The following is a 17,162-nucleotide window of genomic DNA, read 5'->3' as shown; positions in this document are numbered from 1 at the left end:
ATCTCGATCGGGCGCTGACGGCGAAAGCGCATCATCCCGGGTCCCATGTCCGGGATGATGCGCCAGCGATGTTGCTCCGGCAGCGTCAGGCGGTGGCGGGCCTCAGCGCACCCGTCTGCGCATCGGCGTCGCCGCCCAGCGCCTTGCCCCGCGGCCCGACCCAGCGGCCGACCCATTTGCGCTGCCAGAGCGCGAGGCAGCCGAGCACGATCGCGGTGAAGGCGGCGTAGCCGATGAAGCCAATGGAGAACGAGCCGGTATATTGCTTCGACAGCCCCATGACGTTCGGCAGGATCGCGCCGCCGAGGGCCCCGACCTCGCCGATCATCGAGCCCGCGACAGCGGTGTTGCTGGGCCAGCGCAGCGGCACAAGCTGGAACAGCGCGCCGTTGCCGGCGCCGAGCGCCGCGAAGCACAGCATGAACAGGAGCGTGGTGAGCGCGAGCGACGGCGTCGCAGTGAGCGACAGGAAGGTGGCGATCGCCGCGAGCAGGACCACCGAGAGAACCGCGATCCCGCCCATCCGGTCGGCGAAATAGCCGCCGACGATCCGGATGCCCGAGCCCATGAAGGCGGCCAGCATGGTCAGCCGCCCGGCCTCGACCTTCGTGACGGCGAACTGCTCGTAGAAGAAGGTCGGCAGGAAGTTCGACAGGCCGACGAAGCCGCCGAAGGTGATCACGTAGATCAGCGAGAACGCCCAGCCGTCCTTGGTGAATAGGCAGGAGATGTGCTCCTTGAACGATTGATGCGCGTTGTCCGGCGGCTCCTTGGCCAGAACGATCATGACCGCCAGGGGGATCAGCATCACCACGCCCGCGAAGGCGTAGGTCGTCTGCCAGCCATAGGCCTGCGCCAGCGGCGGGGCGAACAGCACGGCCAGCACGGTCCCGGAATTGCCGGCGCCGGCGATGCCCATGGCGAGCCCCTTATGCTCGGGCGGGAACCAGCCCGAACCCAGCGACAGCGCCACGCCGAAGGACGCGCCGGCGATGCCGAGCAGCACGCCCATGGCGAGCACGTCGCTGTAGGACGAGACCGCGAAGTAGCCGTAGGCCATCGCCAGGATGATCACGCTCATCTCGGTGATCGCGGCGTTCTTCCGGCCGATATACTGGGCGAGCACCCCCAGCGGGAACCGCATCAGCGCCCCGGCGAGGATCGGGAGCGAGATCATGAAGCCGGTCTGGGCCGGCGAGAGCTTGAAGGTCTCGGTGATGAACGGGCCCATGGCGCCGTTCAGGACCCAGATGGCGAAGCAGAAATCGAAGTAGAGAAACGCGGCGAACAGCGTCGGGGGGTGCCCCGACTTCATCACCGTCTTGAAGCTGGCCATATCTGGTGCTCGTCTCAAGTGGGCGAACCGTCACGCGGCCGCTCATGCCGGGGGATCCGGACTCACACCGTCCGCTGTTTGGAGCGCCGTTGCTCCGCTGCCGCGGCACGCGCGGCCTTCTCGGCAAAGCAGCAAGCGTGCCAGACCGGCCGCCGCCCGCGTTGCCGCCGCTGATCGCTCGGCCGACTATCCCGGTCGGGCTCCGGTCCCGGATCACCGATGCCGCCGTTCAAGGCAGGCGTGCCGAGCAAACGGGCGGCGGAGCGGCAGAGACGAGCGCGCGTCTTGTGCCGTCCGGAACTGCGCCGAACCAGTCTCTTCATCGGGGACCGCGGGAACCGTTGAGGCACAACGGCAACACCGCGGCGCAGAAAGGGTCCCGATGTCCTCCAGGACGTTCGTGCCCGCCGGTTCAACTTGGCGGCCGCGCGGGATATTTGCTAAGTCACGGACTGGGCGGGACCCCATATTCGTACGGGTCTGCTCGATCGCGCGCCGCCTCGACAGCCGGCGTCGCCTTCCAGGGAAATCATCGCATGTCCGCCCCGATCCGCCGCCTGCTCCTGGCCGGCCTCGCCGTCATCGCGTTCGCCACGACCGCTCATGCCCAGGGCCGCGGCCCTGTCGGCGAGTCCGGCATCGATGGATTCGGTGACGACGGGCAGCTCTATCAGGATCAGAACGGTGCGCTCTACGTGCGGCGCAACGGGCGCTACCTGCCCTATACCGGGCGGGCCGACATCGTTCGTCCTGCGCCCGCGACTCCGGCCGCACCGCCCGCCGCGAGCCTCGACGTGAATCCCACCGTCCCGGCCCGTCCCGGCGCCGTGCCGCCGGCCGAAGGGCTCTCGCCGCTCGAGGCCGCCAAGGCCAGGGCCGTGCTTCGGGCGCCCGACAACGAACCGATCGATTACGCGAAGGCCTACGGGCCGGTCACGGACGACGTGTATCCGGTTCAGCCGTTCAACTACAAGAAAATGAACCCGGCCTTCCTGCGCCAGGAGATCGCCTATCACGGCCCCTACGAGCCCGGGACGATCATCGTCGACCCGCGCGCCCACCAGCTGACGCTGGTCCAGGAGAACGGCCGGGCGCGCCGCTACGGGGTCGGGGTGGGCAAGCAGGGTTTCGCGTGGTCCGGCAACGCGACCGTCAATTCCAAGCAGGCCTGGCCGGATTGGTACCCACCGAAGGAGATGATCGCCCGCAGCCCGAAACTGGCGAGCGAGGTCGACAAGCTCCAGAGCGGCCTCGGCGTCGCCGGCGGCCTGCGCAATCCGCTGGGCGCGCGGGCCATGTACCTCTGGCAGGGCAACAAGGACACGCTGTTCCGGATCCACGGCACCCTGGAGCCGTTCTCGATCGGCAAGAGCGTCTCGTCGGGCTGCATCCGGATGATCAATCAGGACGCGATCGACCTGTTCAGCCGCGTGAATGTCGGCAGCAAGGTGGTCGTGCTGAACTGACGGCGCGGGCTTCACGCCGGGGCCGGGCTTCTGGACCGCGCGTGAATCCGTTTTCACGATCTGGCGTCTCCGTCCCGCGGGCCAAGTCCGATCGGGGCGCGGCGGCGCGGCGCCTCAACTCAGCCCGCGTCGATGTTCGCCGAGGATCCGGCGGACCGTGCCGGCCTCCGAGCGGTAGACCACCGTCTCGGTCTGGATCCGGTCGGGCTGGAACCGGACGCCCCGCAGGAGCGCACCGTCGGTGACCCCCGTGGCGGCCACGATCACGTCGCCGCTCGCAAGGTCGGTGAGGTCGTATTTCCGATCGCCATCTTCGATGCCCATCTCGGCCGCCCGGCGACGGCGATCCGCCGTGTCGAGGATCAGCCGACCCTGCATCTGGCCGCCGATGCACCGCATCGCCGCGGCGGCGAGGACCCCCTCCGGCGCCGCGCCGATCCCGAGATAGAGGTCGATGCCGGTCTCCTTGGGGCTCGCCGTGAAGATGATGCCGGCGATGTCGCCGTCCGAGATCAACCGTACCGCGGCGCCCGCCGCCCGCACCTCGGCCACGAGCGCCGCGTGACGGGGCCGGTCCAGGATGAGCGCGGTGATCTGCTGCGGCTCGACGCCCTTGGCCCGGGCCAGCGCCATGACGTTGTCGGTGGCGCTCGCATCCAGATCGACGAGGCCCGGGGGGTAGCCGGGCCCGATGGCGATCTTCTGCATGTAGACGTCGGGGGCCGCGAGCAGGGAGCCGCGCTCGGCCATCGCCATCACCGCGATGGCGCCCGGCATGTCCTTCGCGCAGAGCGTCGTGCCCTCGAGGGGATCAACGGCGATGTCTACCTCGGGCCCCTCACCCCGCCCGAGCTGCTCGCCGATGAACAGCATCGGCGCCTGATCGCGCTCGCCCTCCCCGATCACCACGGTTCCGCGGATCGGCAGACCGTTGAGTTCGTCGCGCATGGCATCGACCGCCGCTTGGTCGGCGGCCTTCTCGTCACCCTTGCCGCGCAGGCGTGCGGCCGCGATGGCGGCGCGTTCCGTGACGCGGGCGAGTTCGAGGGCGAGCATGCGCGGAACCCCGCGCGAGACGGACCTTGGTGCATCAGCCATCGTTTCCTGCCTCTGTCCGGCCCGATCTTGAAGTCGGATACCGGTTTAATGCCGTCGCGCGGCAGACGTTCAGCCTAAGTTCCGCGCTCCGATGCCTGATGGACCGTCGTAAGGCCGGACCGCCGGCAGCCCAAGACCGCGTCCGGATCACAGCCGTGGCATCGACCTGCGCAGCGGGATCGCGGATTGCGGATCGGGGCGGTGCCGTTACTCACGCTCGATTCGGATCACCTGCGGCGGCTCCGCGAGCAGCCCGTCCGCATCGATGGCATCGAGCGCGGCCCGGATGGTGCCCTCCGTCGCCGCATAGGTGATCAGGACCAGCGGCACCGGCCGGCCCGAGCGCCCGCGCGGATCCGTGCCGGCCCCCTCGGTCCGGCGCTGCAGGATGCTCTCCAGCGAGATCTCCCGCTCGGCCATCCGCTGGGCGACACCGGCGGCGACGCCCGGACGGTCGTGAACCGTGAGGCGGATGTAGTACCCGCCCTCGTGGCGCTGCATCTCGACGCGCTCGCTGGGCTGCATCGTGACGGCCGGGACGCCGAAGGTCGGGCGCACGATGCCGCGCGCCACGTCGGCGATGTCGGCCACCACGGCGGAGGCCGTCGCCGCGCCGCCGGCACCGGGACCGATCAGGGTCAATTCGCCGACCGCGTCCGCGTCGATGGTGACTGCGTTGGTGACGCCCATGACCTGCGCGATCGCCGAGGATTTCGGCACCATCGTCGGATGCACCCGCTGCTCGATCCCCGACTCGATGGCCTGCGCCACACCGAGCAGCTTGATCCGGTACCCGAGTTCGTCCGCCATCCGCAGGTCGAGGGGCTGGACGCGCGAAATCCCCTCCACCGAGACGCCCTCGGCGTCGAGAGCGGTGCCGAAGGCGAGGCTCGTCAGGATCGCGAGCTTGTGGGCGGTGTCGAAGCCCTCGACGTCGAAGGTCGGATCTGCCTCGGCATAGCCGAGCGCCTGCGCATCCTTGAGGCAGGCCTCGAAGGTCAGACCCTCGCGCTCCATCCGGCTGAGGATGTAGTTGCAGGTGCCGTTGAGGATCCCGTAGACGCGGGCGATCGTGTTGCCGGGGAGCCCCTCACGCAGGGTCTTGATCACCGGGATGCCCCCGGCCACCGCCGCCTCGAAGGCGAGGGCGACGCCCCTTTCCTCAGCGAGGGCCGCCAGGGCCGCACCGTGGTGGGCGAGGAGCGCCTTGTTGGCGGTCACCACCGGCTTGCCGGCCTGGAGGGCCGCCTCGACCACCGCCTTGGCGGGGCCGCCGGATCCGCCGATCAGCTCGACCACGCAGTCCACGGTTTCCGAACGCGCGAGCGCGACCGGATCGTCGAACCAGTCGATACCCGTCAGGTCGAGGCCGCGGTCGCGGCTGCGGTCGCGCGACGAGACCGCCGTGACGCGGAGGTCGAGGCCCGAAGCGGTCAGCGCCGCCCGGCGGCGTTCGACCATCTGGACCACGGACGCACCGACGGTGCCGAGCCCGGCGATCCCGAGGCGAAAGCTCACTGTCATGACCCCTTCCGTGCCCGGGCGGCCCTGACGGTCGGGGCGCCCGATGCGGCGCAGTTCTGCAAGAATTCCGTCCCGGCTGCAAGGAAACGGCCGAGGTGCCGAGGCCGCCTCATCCGGCCAGGTCGCGATGCCGGATCGCGGTCGCCACCAGGGCGTAGAGCACCGCCGCGTTCAGGAGATGCCAGAGCGCGTGCGTCCCGATCGGCAGTACCGTGCAGGTGGCCTGATCGGCGGTGCGCGCGGCGAGCGACAACAGGAACAGCACGCCGATCCCGGCGAGGCGCCGTCCGGTGCCGACGAAGCGCTCCTCGGGCCGCCCGACGGTCACGGCGGCCACACCGAACAGCGCAAGCATGGCCGGTACATAATCGATCGAACCGTTGGTCAGTCGCGAAACGTCCTGCCCGGCCAGGCCGTCGAGCATGGGCGAGAGGGCGAAGCCGAATAGGGCGAACCCGAGGGTCGCTGCGACGACGCGGACCGGCGCCAGCCGCAGATACCGGCGCAGCGCCACGGCGAGATAGGCGTCGATGAACAGCGCGATCGGGATCACGTCGGCGAGCATCGACCAGTAGACTGCCAGCGTGTGGAACAGGAAGGACCCGATTCCGACCGATGCGATCAACCCGGCTAGGGCGAGCGCGGCGCGGTCCGGCGGCCGGGGTCGCCCCGCGCGCCATCCCGCCGCGGCGGCGGCCAGGACGAAGCCGGCATTGGACAGGGCATTGACGGGCTCGGACCAGAACCCGGCGTCGGTCCGCTCGCAATAGGCCCGCACCGGCTCGAACCAATCCATCTGGAGACCCTCGCGCATCGTCCCGAAAGGTGGCCGCCGGCTTTCGGAAGAAGACGATGCGGATACAAAAGCGTAGCGCATCGTGCCGTTTCCGCCGTCCGGCCCGATGCGCTAGATCCCCGGCCTTGCGCCGGGATGGCCTTGCCAGGGCGCGGCGAAGCGCGGATGACGGCGCGGCGGCGACCGGATGCGAGGCGATGCGGATCACGACCTGGAACGTCAATTCGGTCAAGCAACGCTTGCCCCACCTGCTGGCGTTCCTGGACGAGGCCCGGCCCGACGCACTCTGCCTGCAGGAGCTGAAATGCCAGGACGCGGCGTTCCCCCGCGCCGAGGTCGAGGCCGCCGGCTACGCGGTCGAGACGCTCGGGCAGAAGGCCTATAACGGTGTCGCGCTGCTGGTCCGCGCGCCTCTCACTATGAGCGAGATCCGGCGCGGGCTGCCGGGCGACGCGGCCGACGAGCAGGCCCGCTACATCGAGGCGCTGGTCTCTGGCCCCGACACCGCGCCGGTACGGGTGGCGTCGATCTACCTGCCGAACGGCAACCCGGTGGACAGCCCGAAATACCCGTACAAGCTCGCCTTCCTGGAACGGCTGCAGCGCCACGCACGCGCGCTCATGGCCGATGAGAAGGCAATTGTGCTGGCGGGCGACTACAACGTCATCCCGGAACTCGCCGACGCCGCCGACCCGGAGGCGTGGCGGTCCGACGCGCTGTTCCGTCCCGACAGCCGCATGGCGTTCCGGGCGCTGCTGGCCGAGGGCTACACCGACGGCCTGCGCGCCTGCGATCCCCGCGACGGGCTCTACACCTTTTGGGACTATCAGGCGGGGTGCTGGCCGCGGAACGTCGGCATCCGCATCGACCATCTGCTGCTCTCGCCGCAGGCCGCCGACCGGCTGATCTCGGCCTCGGTGCAGAAGCATCTCCGGGGGCTCGACAAACCCTCCGACCATGTGCCGGTGACGGTGGAATTGTCGGCAGGCTGAGGATCCGCCCTACCTCCATCCCACGGCCGGGTGGATCGCGATCCGCCGGCCCTGTCACCAAGGGAGTCACGATGATCGTCTACGGTACCGGCTATTCGCCTTACGTCCGCAAGGTCCTGGTCTCGCTCGCCGAGAAGAACGTGCCCCACGAGCACAGGCCGGTGATGTTCCACGCCCCAGACCCGGATTTCCAGGCGGCAAGCCCGCTGGGCAAGATTCCGGCGATCGACGATGGCGGCTTCAGGCTGGCGGATTCTTCGGCGATCCTCTGGTACCTGGAGCGCAAGCACCCGAGCCCGGCCCTGGTCCCGGCCGATCCGCAGGCGCTCGGGCGCGCGGTCTGGTTCGACAAGTTCGGCGACACCGAATTGTTCGGCCCGCTGATCGTGCCGTTCGTCGAGCGGGTCATGAAGCCCAACATGATGGGCAAGCCCACCGACGAGGCCGCCGTAACCAAGGCCCTCGACACCGACCTGCCGCCGCTGTTCGATTGCCTGGAGCGGCAGATCGCGGGGTCTTACCTCGTGGGCGACGCGTTCAGCATCGCCGATATCTCGATCGCCACGGGCTTCTACAATTTCCACTTGGCCGAGGCCCGGATCGATGCCGGCCGCTGGCCCAAGCTCTCGGCCTACATCGCCGAGATCCTGGCGCGGCCGTCGTTCAAGGCCGCGCAGGACGCCAGGAAAGGCTGAACCCTGCCGCTAGCGGGGCCTGCCGCTGTCTCCCGGAGGCAGCGGCAGGGCCTCGATCAACCCGGGTTCAGCGCCGCTTGCGGATCGAACCCACGGTCTGGAGCTGGGTCTGCGCCTCGGCGCGGTCGTCCTCGTTGGCGGAGGCCCAGTTCTTGTCGTAGAGCGCGACGATCCAGTCGTCCTTGCGGCCCTCCGCGCCCTCGCGGGCGAGGGACAGCCACATCAGGCCCTTCACCCGCTGGATCGGCACGCCGCCGAGACCGTTCATCAGCATGTCGCCGAGCAGCGCCTGGGCGGGGTGGTGGCCCTTCTCGGCGGCGAGGTTGAACCAGCGCGCCGCCTGCCGGGGATCGGATTCGACGCCGGTGCCATCGAGGTAGAGCCGGGCGAGATTGTACTGCGCGTTGGGGTCGCCGTAATAGGATGCCGCGTAGTTGAACATGTCGTAGGCGCGCTCGGGATTCGGGCGCACGTAGGTGCCCTTGATCCCCTCCAGGAAATAGGTGCCGAGCGCCGTGAAGGCGCTGCCCAGCACCGCGGAATTCTGCGGATCGGGCCCGTCATCGGTGCTGGCATCGGCGATCCGGGAGAAGAACTCGAACGCCTTCAGGTCGTCGTGGGGCACGCCGTCGCCCTCGGCATACATCCGGCCGAGCTTCCACAGGGCGAGGGCATGGCCCTGGCCGGCGGCGTATTCGAGGGCGCGGGCCGCGCCCTGCTTATCGCCGGCATTGTACTCGCGGACACCGGCCCGGAGCGCGTCCTTGGCCGAGCGATAGCCCCTGTCCGCGACCGGCACCGGGACCGGCACGCGGACATTGGCGTCGAGCGCGCGGGGCGCGTCGGTCGGCAGGGCGAACAGGGCCAGGGCCCAGGCCGCGAGGGCGGCCCTGCCGAGGGACCGGAACCGACCGGGATCGGCCCCGGCCGGCGCCCTGCGCCGGCTGAGGTCAGTCCTAGACGTCCGCATAGCTCTGCGTCTCCTCGGCACCGCCGGGGTGCGTGACGGCGCCGTACAGCGCCGGGCCGACGCCCTGCGCGTATTTCCACAGGTAGCCGGAGGTCGCGGTGTTGGCGCGCGGTGCCCAGGCCTTGCGGCGCTCGGCGAGCTCCGCGTCCGACAGGGCGACGCTGAGCGTGCCCTGGATCGCGTCGAGGGTGATCATGTCGCCGTCGCGGATTAGGCCGATCGGGCCGCCCACCGCCGCCTCGGGGCCGACATGGCCGACGCAGAAGCCCCGCGTCGCGCCGGAGAAGCGCCCGTCGGTGATCAGCGCGACCTTGTCGCCCATGCCCTGGCCGTAGAGGGCCGCGGTGGTCGATAGCATCTCGCGCATGCCGGGGCCGCCGCGGGGACCCTCGTAGCGGATGACGAGGACGTCGCCCTCCTTGTAGGTGCGCGACTGCACCGCCTCGAAACAGGCCTCCTCGCCGTCGAACACCCGGGCCGGGCCGGTGAAGACCTGGCTCGAGGCCGGCATGCCGGCGACCTTCACGATCGCGCCCTCGGGGGCGAGGTTGCCCTTTAGGCCGACGACGCCGCCGGTCGGGGTGATCGGCCGGTTGGCCGGATAGACCACGTCCTGGTCCGGGTTCCAGGTCACCCGGTCCATGTTCTCCGCGATGGTGCGGCCGGTGACCGTCAGGCAGTCGCCGTGCATGAAGCCATGGTCGAGCAGGGTCTTCATCAGCAGCGGGATGCCGCCGACCTCGAACATGTCCTTGGCGACGTAGCGCCCGCCGGGCTTCAGGTCGGCGATGTAGGGCGTGCGCCGGAAGATCTCGGCCACGTCGAAGAGCGTGAATGCGATGCCGCACTCGTGCGCGATGGCAGGCAGGTGGAGCGCTGCGTTGGTCGAGCCGCCGGAGGCGGCCACCACGGTGGCGGCGTTCTCCAGGGCCTTGCGGGTGACGATGTCGCGCGGGCGGATCTGCTTGGCCAGCAGCTCCATGACCTTCTCGCCGGCGGTGGCGCAGAACTTGTCGCGGATCTCGTAGGGCGCCGGAGCGCCGGCCGAATAGGGCAGCGCCAGGCCGATCGCCTCGGACACGGTGGCCATGGTGTTGGCGGTGAACTGGGCGCCGCAGGCGCCGGCGGACGGGCAGGCGACCTGCTCCAGCTCGTCGAGGTCCTCCAGGCTCATGTCGCCCACCGCGACCTTGCCGACCGCCTCGAACAGGTCCTGGACGGTCACGGGCTTGCCGCGGAACGAGCCGGGCAGGATCGAGCCGCCGTAGATGAAGATCGACGGCACGTTGAGGCGGACCATCGCCATCATCATCCCGGGCAGCGACTTGTCGCAGCCGGCCAGCCCCACCAGGGCGTCGTAGGCATGGCCGCGCATGGTCAGCTCGACCGAATCGGCGATGACCTCCCGGGACGGCAGCGAGGCACGCATGCCGCCATGGCCCATGGCGATGCCGTCCGTGACCGTGATGGTGCAGAACTCGCGCGGCGTGCCGTGGGCGGCGGCGACGCCCTTCTTCACCGCCTGCGCTTGCCGCATCAGCGAGATGTTGCAGGGGGCGGCCTCGTTCCAGCAGGAGGCGACGCCGACCAGCGGCTGATGGATCTGCTCACGCGTCAGACCCATGGCGTAGAGATAGGAGCGGTGCGGCGCGCGGTCGGGCCCCTCGGTGACGTGGCGGCTCGGCAGCTTCGACTTGTCGTTCAAACGCGTCACCATGCCCTCAGACCAAGCCTTCGCGCAGCCAGTCCCGAGGGTGCGAAGGACCTTTGCGCACCGCCGTTCGCGATGCGCCCGGCTGGCCTTCCGCGTGCTCGGGAAAATTATCGTTTCTGATCGGTAAAGCGTTGTCGAGATTGCCCTTTACCGCGGAGGTTGAGGTGGGCCCGGACTATGGCGGGATCGCGGCGTTTACGGGCAGGTCTCGGGGCGGACCCGGGATCGTTTTACGGTGTTGCGACCTCGCCACAGCCACGCTTGAGGGCAATTCGGAAGACAACGAAAGATTAAGGCTCGCCGCAGGCGAGCGGCGTCGGACGGCGTCAATCCAGGATCACGCGGCGTCAGATACGACACCGTCCCGCATCGACCGGACGTCGGAGCGGGACGCGGCTCTCGTCACCGAGTTCCGGGTCGCCAAACGCTCAAGCCGGAGTGCCGGGCCGTTCCGGCAACGGTGGCGCCTCGCACCCGGCGATCGCGACGCGGTCGCTCTCGTCCTTCAGCGTCACCCCGGTCAGACCGAGGTGGAGGGCGCATCCGAGCAGCCAATTGAGCTTGAACGCGGCCCGGTCGGGCGTCAGGCCCGCCGCCCGCACGTTCGAGATGCAGTTTCGCTCGGCATCCGACCGGCCGACCCGGGGGCCGAAGGTCAGGTAGATCCCCAGGCTGTCGGGGGATGACAGCCCCGGTCGCTCGCCGATCAGCACGGCGACCGCGCGGGCGTCGAGGGCGCCGCCGATCGCGTCGCCCAGCGCCACCCGGGCCTGCCGGGCGACCACGACGGGCGAGAGCGCCCATCCGGCCGTCTCAGCGTAGGGTTTGAACGCGGCCAGAACCGGCACGGCGTTCTCGTGGACGGCGCGGGCCGACAGCCCGTCGGCGATGACGATCGCGAGGTCGAACGGCCCGGCCCGGTCCTTGAGCACGGCGTAATCCTCCGCCGCGAGTCTCCGGCCGAGATCCGGCCGGCGCAGGTAGGTCGCGCGATCCGGCGCCTGGGAGGCGACCGGCAGGGCGGTGAAACCGAGATCCGTGATCTTGCCGAGAAGCTCGTCCGCATCGAGGGGCGTGTGCACCGCGTCGCGGGCCTGCGCATGGTCGAGGCCGAAGCGCAGCACCTCCCGGGTCGGCATCCCGCTGCCCGCCCGGCCGAGGCCGATCCGGGCCGGCGTCAGGCCGGCGAGGCGGGCCCAGATCGGGCCGTTGTCACTCATGCCGCGAGATCCGGTGCTGCCGTCAGGAGCGGCGTCTCGGCGCCCTGGATCAACGCGCCGGCGCCGTCGGTGAGGCCGATCTCCTGCAACCACATTTCGAATTCCGGGGCGCGCTTCAGCCCGAGCACTTCGCGCAGGTACAGGGAATCGTGGAACGACGTGGATTGGTAGTTCAGCATCACGTCGTCGGCCCCCGGCACGCCCATGATGTAGGTGCAGCCCGCCGCCCCAAGCAGCGTCAGCAGGGTGTCCATGTCGTCCTGATCGGCCTCGGCATGGTTGGTGTAGCAGACGTCGACGCCGAGGGGCACGCCCATCAGCTTGCCGCAGAAATGGTCTTCGAGGCCCGCCCGGATGATCTCCTTGCCGTCGTAGAGGTATTCGGGACCGATGAAGCCGACCACGGTGTTGACCAGCAGCGGCCGGAACACGCGGGCGACCGCATAGGCCCGGGCCTCCAGGGTCTGCTGGTCGATGCCGTGATGCGCGTCCGCCGAGAGCGCCGAGCCCTGGCCGGTCTCGAAATACATGCAATTGTCGCCGCGCGGACCGCGCTTGAGCGCCAGCGCGGCCTCGTGCGCCTCCTTCAACAGGGACAGCGTCACGCCGAAGCTCGCATTGGCCTTCTCGGTGCCGGCAATCGACTGGAACACGAGATCCACCGGCAGGCCCTGCTCCATGGCGGCGAGGGTCGTGGTGACATGGGTGAGGACGCAGGCCTGGGTCGGGATCGCGTGGCGGCGGATCACCGCGTCGAGGAGCTGGAGCAGATCGCCGATCGCCTGGACCGAATCGGAGGCCGGGTTGATGCCGATCACCGCATCGCCGCAGCCCAGGGCGAGCCCGTCGAGGATCGCCGCCGTGATGCCCTTCGGATCGTCGGTCGGATGGTTCGGCTGGAGGCGGACCGCGAGGGTCCCAGGCAGGCCGATCGTGTTGCGGAAGCGCGTGACGACCCGGCACTTCCGGGCAACCGAGATCAGGTCCTGGTTGCGCATGATCTTGGAGACCGCGGCGGCGATCTCGGGGGTGATGCCGGGGGCGATCCGGGCCAGCGTCTCGGACGACGCGGTGAGCAGGACCTCGCGGAAATCGCCGACCGTCAGATGGCGGATCTCGGCGAAGGCGCCGGCATCGTGGGTATCCAGGATCAGGCGGGTGACGTCGTCGCGCTCGTAGGGGATCAGCGGGCGGGCCAGGATCTCGGCGAGGGGCACCTCCGCGAGGCACCAGCGGGCGGCGGCATTCTCTTCGGCGGACTCCGCCGCGACGCCGGCGAGCCGGTCGCCGGAGCGGATCGGCGTCGCCTTGGCCATCAGGGCGGCGAGGTCGGCGAAGGCGTGGGTGCGCGGGCCGACGACGTGACGGTAGGCCATGCGGATGTTTTCCCTCGCCGCGTGAACACCGGATCACAGGATAGCGTGATCCGGGGATCGGGTCTGCTCAGGCCGCGCCGGCATGGGGGGCGGGGATCTCTGTCGAGATCGCGTCCACGGTGCGCGGCATCGGGCTCCCCTGCCCGTCAGAGCGCTGGATCCGCACCTGCTGGTTGACCGGCTGCATGTTGCCGAAGGGCGTCGAGAAGGCGATCTCGGCGGCGTCGCGCCCGACGCCGATGCGCACCAGCCCGTCGAGATCCGCCTGCCGCGTCGCGTCGAACAGCCACCAGCGGCCGTCGAGATAGGCCTCGAAGACGGCGTGGAAGTCGCTCGGCACGAGGCCGTGGGCGTAGCAGCTCACGAACCGGGCCGGGATGCCCAGCGCGCGGCAGAAGGCGGTGCCGATATGGGCGAAATCCCGGCAGACGCCCGCGCGCTTCAAGAGGGACTCGTCCGCCGTGGTCTCGCCGTCGCTGGTGCCCGGCTGGTAGGTGATGTGATCGTGGATCCAGTTGCAGATCTCGTTCACCCGGGCATGCCCCTTCGGCAGGGCGCCGAATTCGGCCTGGGCGAAGGGCGTCAGCCGGTCCGAGGAGACGAACCGGCTCGGCAGCAAGAACGGCAGGATGTCGAGGGGCAGCTGCCCGATCGGCGTCTCGTTGATGGTAGCCGGGTCGGCCCGGTGCACCGTCAGGTCCACCTCGGCATTGTACTCCAGCGCGAACTGGCCGGTGGGCACGTTCACGGCGAGATAGCGGTTCAGCAGATCGGGCGTCGTGTAGAGGTCGCGCTTCAGGTTCGGCGTCAAGACCAGGCTCTCGCTCAGGATCTCGACGCTCTTCAGCTTGGCCACCTCCAGGTTGAAGATGAAGGTGGTGTCGGACAGGATGTTGTAGGACAGACTGCAACCGAGTGTGTAGCGCATCGGATCTCCTTGCCGGGCGACGACCTGTCCGTCGTCCAAGCAAAGTGCGCGCCCGAATGGCGGTTCCAGGCCCGTCGCGCTGCGCTATCCGGCTCGCCTCGGCAGCAGCAGGACGGTGAGCGAGCGCACCCCTTGCGCCCCATGGATCAGCACGCCCTCGATATCGGCGGTCGCCGAGGGTCCGGTATGGAGCACAGCGTAGGCCGAGCGGCCGAATTCGGGCCGGAGATAGGCCGCCTGCACGTTCGGCAGGATGTCGGCGGGGTCGAGCAGCACGATCAGATGCTGGGCGAGATAGGCGACCGCGTTCACGATCAGCTCGCCTTCCGTGAACAGCACCGAGCCCGTCTCGGCGATGCCGAACACCGCACGGACCACCGCCACGTCCACGTCCTCGACCTCCTGCGGGTCGCGCACCGCGCGCAGGTCGCGGTTGCCGGTGAGTTCGGGCACCGCGGAGGCGATGACCTTGGCGGAACCGAGCCGCTCGCGCAGGTCCGCGAAGGCATCGTCGGTGCCGGGCTCCGCCACCCGGCCGCCCATGCGCTTCAGCCGGTCGCCGAACTCGGCCACGGGGTCGTCGCCGATGAGCGGGGGGAAGAGCGGCACCTGCGGCAGCGGGAATTCGCCCGCCGGCCGGTTGGCCCGGATGTCGCCCAGGATCGCCTCGCGGGCGGTCATCGACCGGCGTCCTTCATGCGATTCTGCTTGTACCAGGCGTGGAAGGTCTGGCGCGGGGCCTCCGGCATCTCGCGCTTCTTCCCCCAGGTGTTGAGCGGGTTGTAGACCGCGAAGCGCGGCAAGACCTTCAGGGCGGAATCCGCTGCGCCGATCGCCGCCCGGTAGGCGGCCGGCCGGGACAGGACCGCGCCCGCGGCCTTCATCATCCCCTGCTTGAGCGCGGGGATGTGGTGCTCCTCAACCAAGACCTTGCGCCACGCGAAGATCTGCTCGTGGATGTTGATCTTGACCGGGCAGACGTTGGTGCAGGAGCCGTTCATCGTCGAGGAGAACGGCAGGGTCGAGTATTTCCGCTTGTTGAAGGTCGGGTCGATGATCAGGCCGATCGGGCCGGAATAGGTCGCCCCATAGGAGAGGCCGCCGGAGCGCCGGTAGACCGGGCAGGTGTTCATGCAGGCGCCGCAGCGGATGCATTTCAGCGAGGTCCAGAATTCCTCCATGCCGAGGCGGGCCGAGCGGCCGTTATCGACCAGCACCATGTGCATCTCGGTGCCCGCGCGGGGCGCGCGGAAATGCGAGGTGTATTGGGTGATCGGCGAGCCCAGCGCCGAGCGCGACAGCAGCCGGATGAACACCCCGAGATGCTCGACCTTGGGGATGATCTTCTCGATGCCGATCGAGTGGATCTGGAGCGGCGGGACGTTGCCGGAGAGGTCGGCATTGCCCTCGTTGGTGCAGGTGACGACCGTGCCGGTCTCCGCGATGGCGAAGTTGCAGCCGGTCATGCCGGCATCGGCCTTCAGGATGTAGGGCCGGGTCGTCTCGCGCTGGCTCTCGGCGAGGTAATGGGCGTCGTCGTTGTCGGGATCGGTGCCGAGGGTCTTGGCGAAGACTTCGGCCACGTCCATCCGGGTCTTGTGGACCGCCGGCGCCACGATGTGGCTCGGCTCCTCGTTGTCGAGCTGCTGGATGCGCTCGCCGAGGTCGGTCTCGATGATCTCGATGCCGTTGGCCGCCATGTGGTGGCGGAAGCCGCACTCCTCGGTCAGCATCGACTTCGACTTGACCAGCGTCTTCGCGCCGCGGTTGCGCAGGATCTCCAGGACGATCCGGTTGTGGTCGGCCCCGTCCCGCGCCCAATGGACCTGGACGCCGTTGGCCGTCGCGGCCGCCTCGAACTGTTCGAGGTACCGGTCGAGGTGGCTGAGCGTGTGCGTCTTGATCTGCGAGGCGAGCTCCCGCAGTTCCTCCCATTCCGGGATGCCGTGCGCCGAGACGTCGCGCTTCTTGCGCAGGTCCCACAGGCGCTCGTCATGGGCCGCCTGGTGGAGCGGTGCCGCCAGGAACCGTTCGGCGGCCTCCGCCTGATCGATCGGCCGGTCGCCGCGGATCTTGGCACCCCGGGGCTGAGCCTCGCGGATTTGCGGCGCCCGGATCGGCTTCGAGGCGGCCTCGGCGTGCTGGAGCCGCCCGCCGTCCTGAGAGCGCGCGCTCTCGTCGTCGCGGGCGCGGACCTCGGGGTGGATCACGCCTTCGCGCTCGCGCGGGTTCAGGTCCTCGACGCTCATGCGGCGACTCCGTTCAGCACCTGAGCGATGTGGATGTACTTCAGCGGCACCCCGAGGCGCTCGGCGCAGCCCTTCTGGTGCATCAGGCAGGAGGAATCGGCCGAAACGACGTATTCGGCGCCGGCCCGGTTCTGATCCGCGACCTTGTCGTAGCCCATCTTGGCCGAGACCGCCGGCTCGAAGACCGAGAAGGTCCCGCCGAAGCCGCAGCACTCGTCCGGCCGGGCGAGGTCCACCAGCTCGACGCCCTCGACCATCCGCAGCAGGTCGAGGGGCTTGGAATAGAAGGGCTTCACCAGCTCCGAGGGCCGGGCGTGGTGGATGCCGCGGAGGGCGTTGCAGTTCGTGTGGTAGGCGACCTTGTGGGGGAAACGCGCCCAGGGCAGCGCCTCGACCTTCAGCACGTCGTGCAGGAACTCGACCAGCTCGTAGGTGCTGGCCCGGACTTTCTTGACCTCCTCGGTCTGCGGGATCGCGGTCAGGTGCTCCCGGACCTGGTGCACGCAGGAGCCCGAGGGCGCCACCACGTAGTCGAAGCCCGAAAAGTTCTTGACGAACAAGGCCTCGGTGGCGGCGGCCTCGGCGTGGCAGCCGGTGTTGGTCATCGGCTGGCCGCAGCAGGTCTGGTCGTAGGGATACTCCACCGTGCAGCCGAGCCGCTCCAGCAGCTCGAGGGTGGCGATCCCGACCTCGGGCTCGAAGGCGTCGACGTAGCACGGCACGAACAGGCCGATCCGCATGGTCCGGCACCTCCCTGGATCGCCCGCTCCGTTGGCCTGGAACGGTTCGAGACTGATC

General features: G+C 69.4%; 15 protein-coding genes. 3 read left to right on the top strand and 12 right to left on the bottom strand.

Annotation, left to right across the window (positions count from 1 at the left end; genetic code table 11):
• Positions 1 to 85: 85 nt before the first annotated feature.
• Entirely contained in the window at positions 86 to 1,336 is a 1,251-nt protein-coding gene (locus tag MKK69_RS30510; RefSeq protein ID WP_243973917.1) for a nitrate/nitrite transporter, read from the bottom strand.
• A 536-nt stretch (positions 1,337 to 1,872) separates the two neighbouring features.
• Between MKK69_RS30510 and MKK69_RS30505 the strand changes: the two genes are divergently transcribed.
• Positions 1,873 to 2,802 (top strand): L,D-transpeptidase, encoded by a 930-nt coding sequence (locus MKK69_RS30505; RefSeq protein ID WP_243973916.1) that lies wholly within the window; start codon positions 1,873 to 1,875, stop codon positions 2,800 to 2,802.
• 114 nt (positions 2,803 to 2,916) lie between these two features.
• Here the strand turns inward: MKK69_RS30505 and glpX are convergent, their stop codons facing one another.
• The 3 genes from glpX to MKK69_RS30490 form a co-directional block, all read right to left on the bottom strand.
• Positions 2,917 to 3,900: a class II fructose-bisphosphatase gene (gene glpX / locus MKK69_RS30500; protein ID WP_243973915.1), complete on the bottom strand. Its 984-nt coding sequence runs from the start codon at positions 3,898 to 3,900 to the stop codon at positions 2,917 to 2,919.
• Between the two features lie 207 nt (positions 3,901 to 4,107).
• Positions 4,108 to 5,424 carry a homoserine dehydrogenase gene (locus tag MKK69_RS30495; RefSeq protein WP_243973914.1) on the bottom strand — a complete coding sequence of 439 codons (1,317 nt, stop codon included), beginning with the start codon at positions 5,422 to 5,424 and terminating at the stop codon, positions 4,108 to 4,110.
• Between the two features lie 109 nt (positions 5,425 to 5,533).
• Positions 5,534 to 6,220, bottom strand: a complete 687-nt coding sequence (locus tag MKK69_RS30490; RefSeq protein WP_243973913.1) for a ceramidase domain-containing protein — start codon at positions 6,218 to 6,220, stop codon at positions 5,534 to 5,536.
• A gap of 197 nt (positions 6,221 to 6,417) precedes the next feature.
• Here MKK69_RS30490 and xth point away from each other — a divergent pair, with 197 nt between their 5' ends.
• Together xth and MKK69_RS30480 are read left to right on the top strand one after the other, a co-directional pair.
• Positions 6,418 to 7,212 (top strand): exodeoxyribonuclease III, encoded by a 795-nt coding sequence (gene xth, locus MKK69_RS30485; RefSeq protein WP_243973912.1) that lies wholly within the window; start codon positions 6,418 to 6,420, stop codon positions 7,210 to 7,212.
• 71 nt (positions 7,213 to 7,283) lie between these two features.
• Complete coding sequence (locus tag MKK69_RS30480) at positions 7,284 to 7,907, top strand: glutathione S-transferase family protein (RefSeq protein ID WP_243973911.1); 624 nt, start codon at positions 7,284 to 7,286, stop codon at positions 7,905 to 7,907.
• Positions 7,908 to 7,974: 67 nt separating this feature from the next.
• On the opposite strand, the gene MKK69_RS30475 is transcribed toward MKK69_RS30480, so the two are convergent.
• The 8 genes from MKK69_RS30475 to MKK69_RS30440 form a co-directional block, all read right to left on the bottom strand.
• Positions 7,975 to 8,877: a tetratricopeptide repeat protein gene (locus MKK69_RS30475; RefSeq protein WP_243973910.1), complete on the bottom strand. Its 903-nt coding sequence runs from the start codon at positions 8,875 to 8,877 to the stop codon at positions 7,975 to 7,977.
• Positions 8,864 to 10,594, bottom strand: coding sequence for a dihydroxy-acid dehydratase (ilvD, locus tag MKK69_RS30470; protein WP_243973909.1), 1,731 nt, complete (start codon positions 10,592 to 10,594; stop codon positions 8,864 to 8,866). The genes MKK69_RS30475 and ilvD overlap by 14 nt, the downstream gene beginning before the upstream one ends.
• A 425-nt stretch (positions 10,595 to 11,019) precedes the next feature.
• Positions 11,020 to 11,811, bottom strand: a complete 792-nt coding sequence (gene eutC, locus MKK69_RS30465) for an ethanolamine ammonia-lyase subunit EutC (protein WP_243973908.1) — start codon at positions 11,809 to 11,811, stop codon at positions 11,020 to 11,022.
• Positions 11,808 to 13,187: an ethanolamine ammonia-lyase subunit EutB gene (locus tag MKK69_RS30460; RefSeq protein WP_243973907.1), complete on the bottom strand. Its 1,380-nt coding sequence runs from the start codon at positions 13,185 to 13,187 to the stop codon at positions 11,808 to 11,810. Before MKK69_RS30460 ends, eutC begins: the two co-directional genes overlap by 4 nt.
• Before the next feature lie 67 nt (positions 13,188 to 13,254).
• Positions 13,255 to 14,115, bottom strand: coding sequence for a transglutaminase-like domain-containing protein (locus MKK69_RS30455; RefSeq protein WP_243973906.1), 861 nt, complete (start codon positions 14,113 to 14,115; stop codon positions 13,255 to 13,257).
• An 84-nt stretch (positions 14,116 to 14,199) separates the two neighbouring features.
• Entirely contained in the window at positions 14,200 to 14,796 is a 597-nt protein-coding gene (locus MKK69_RS30450) for a lactate utilization protein C (protein WP_243973905.1), read from the bottom strand.
• Positions 14,793 to 16,364 (bottom strand): lactate utilization protein B, encoded by a 1,572-nt coding sequence (locus MKK69_RS30445; protein ID WP_243973904.1) that lies wholly within the window; start codon positions 16,362 to 16,364, stop codon positions 14,793 to 14,795. Before MKK69_RS30445 ends, MKK69_RS30450 begins: the two co-directional genes overlap by 4 nt.
• Positions 16,361 to 17,104 carry a (Fe-S)-binding protein gene (locus MKK69_RS30440; RefSeq protein ID WP_243973903.1) on the bottom strand — a complete coding sequence of 248 codons (744 nt, stop codon included), beginning with the start codon at positions 17,102 to 17,104 and terminating at the stop codon, positions 16,361 to 16,363. The genes MKK69_RS30445 and MKK69_RS30440 overlap by 4 nt, the downstream gene beginning before the upstream one ends.
• Positions 17,105 to 17,162 lie beyond the last annotated feature (58 nt).

The organism is Methylobacterium sp. J-026 (assembly GCF_022829585.1).
Taxonomy (GTDB): domain Bacteria; phylum Pseudomonadota; class Alphaproteobacteria; order Rhizobiales; family Beijerinckiaceae; genus Methylobacterium.
This window is presented reverse-complemented; position numbering and strand designations above follow the sequence as displayed.

Bases quoted from the DNA above. Each gene is read 5' to 3' on its own strand.
- MKK69_RS30455 (WP_243973906.1), bottom strand. From the start codon at position 14,115: ATGCGCTACACACTCGGTTGCAGTCTGTCCTACAACATCCTGTCCGAC.
- MKK69_RS30480 (WP_243973911.1), top strand. From the start codon at position 7,284: ATGATCGTCTACGGTACCGGCTATTCGCCTTACGTCCGCAAGGTCCTG.
- MKK69_RS30475 (WP_243973910.1), bottom strand. From the start codon at position 8,877: ATGCGGACGTCTAGGACTGACCTCAGCCGGCGCAGGGCGCCGGCCGGG.
- MKK69_RS30445 (WP_243973904.1), bottom strand. From the start codon at position 16,364: ATGAGCGTCGAGGACCTGAACCCGCGCGAGCGCGAAGGCGTGATCCAC.
- ilvD (WP_243973909.1), bottom strand. From the start codon at position 10,594: ATGGTGACGCGTTTGAACGACAAGTCGAAGCTGCCGAGCCGCCACGTC.
- MKK69_RS30495 (WP_243973914.1), bottom strand. From the start codon at position 5,424: ATGACAGTGAGCTTTCGCCTCGGGATCGCCGGGCTCGGCACCGTCGGT.
- MKK69_RS30450 (WP_243973905.1), bottom strand. From the start codon at position 14,796: ATGACCGCCCGCGAGGCGATCCTGGGCGACATCCGGGCCAACCGGCCG.
- MKK69_RS30440 (WP_243973903.1), bottom strand. From the start codon at position 17,104: ATGCGGATCGGCCTGTTCGTGCCGTGCTACGTCGACGCCTTCGAGCCC.
- eutC (WP_243973908.1), bottom strand. From the start codon at position 11,811: ATGAGTGACAACGGCCCGATCTGGGCCCGCCTCGCCGGCCTGACGCCG.
- MKK69_RS30460 (WP_243973907.1), bottom strand. From the start codon at position 13,187: ATGGCCTACCGTCACGTCGTCGGCCCGCGCACCCACGCCTTCGCCGAC.
- MKK69_RS30505 (WP_243973916.1), top strand. From the start codon at position 1,873: ATGTCCGCCCCGATCCGCCGCCTGCTCCTGGCCGGCCTCGCCGTCATC.
- MKK69_RS30510 (WP_243973917.1), bottom strand. From the start codon at position 1,336: ATGGCCAGCTTCAAGACGGTGATGAAGTCGGGGCACCCCCCGACGCTG.
- xth (WP_243973912.1), top strand. From the start codon at position 6,418: ATGCGGATCACGACCTGGAACGTCAATTCGGTCAAGCAACGCTTGCCC.
- MKK69_RS30490 (WP_243973913.1), bottom strand. From the start codon at position 6,220: ATGGATTGGTTCGAGCCGGTGCGGGCCTATTGCGAGCGGACCGACGCC.
- glpX (WP_243973915.1), bottom strand. From the start codon at position 3,900: ATGGCTGATGCACCAAGGTCCGTCTCGCGCGGGGTTCCGCGCATGCTC.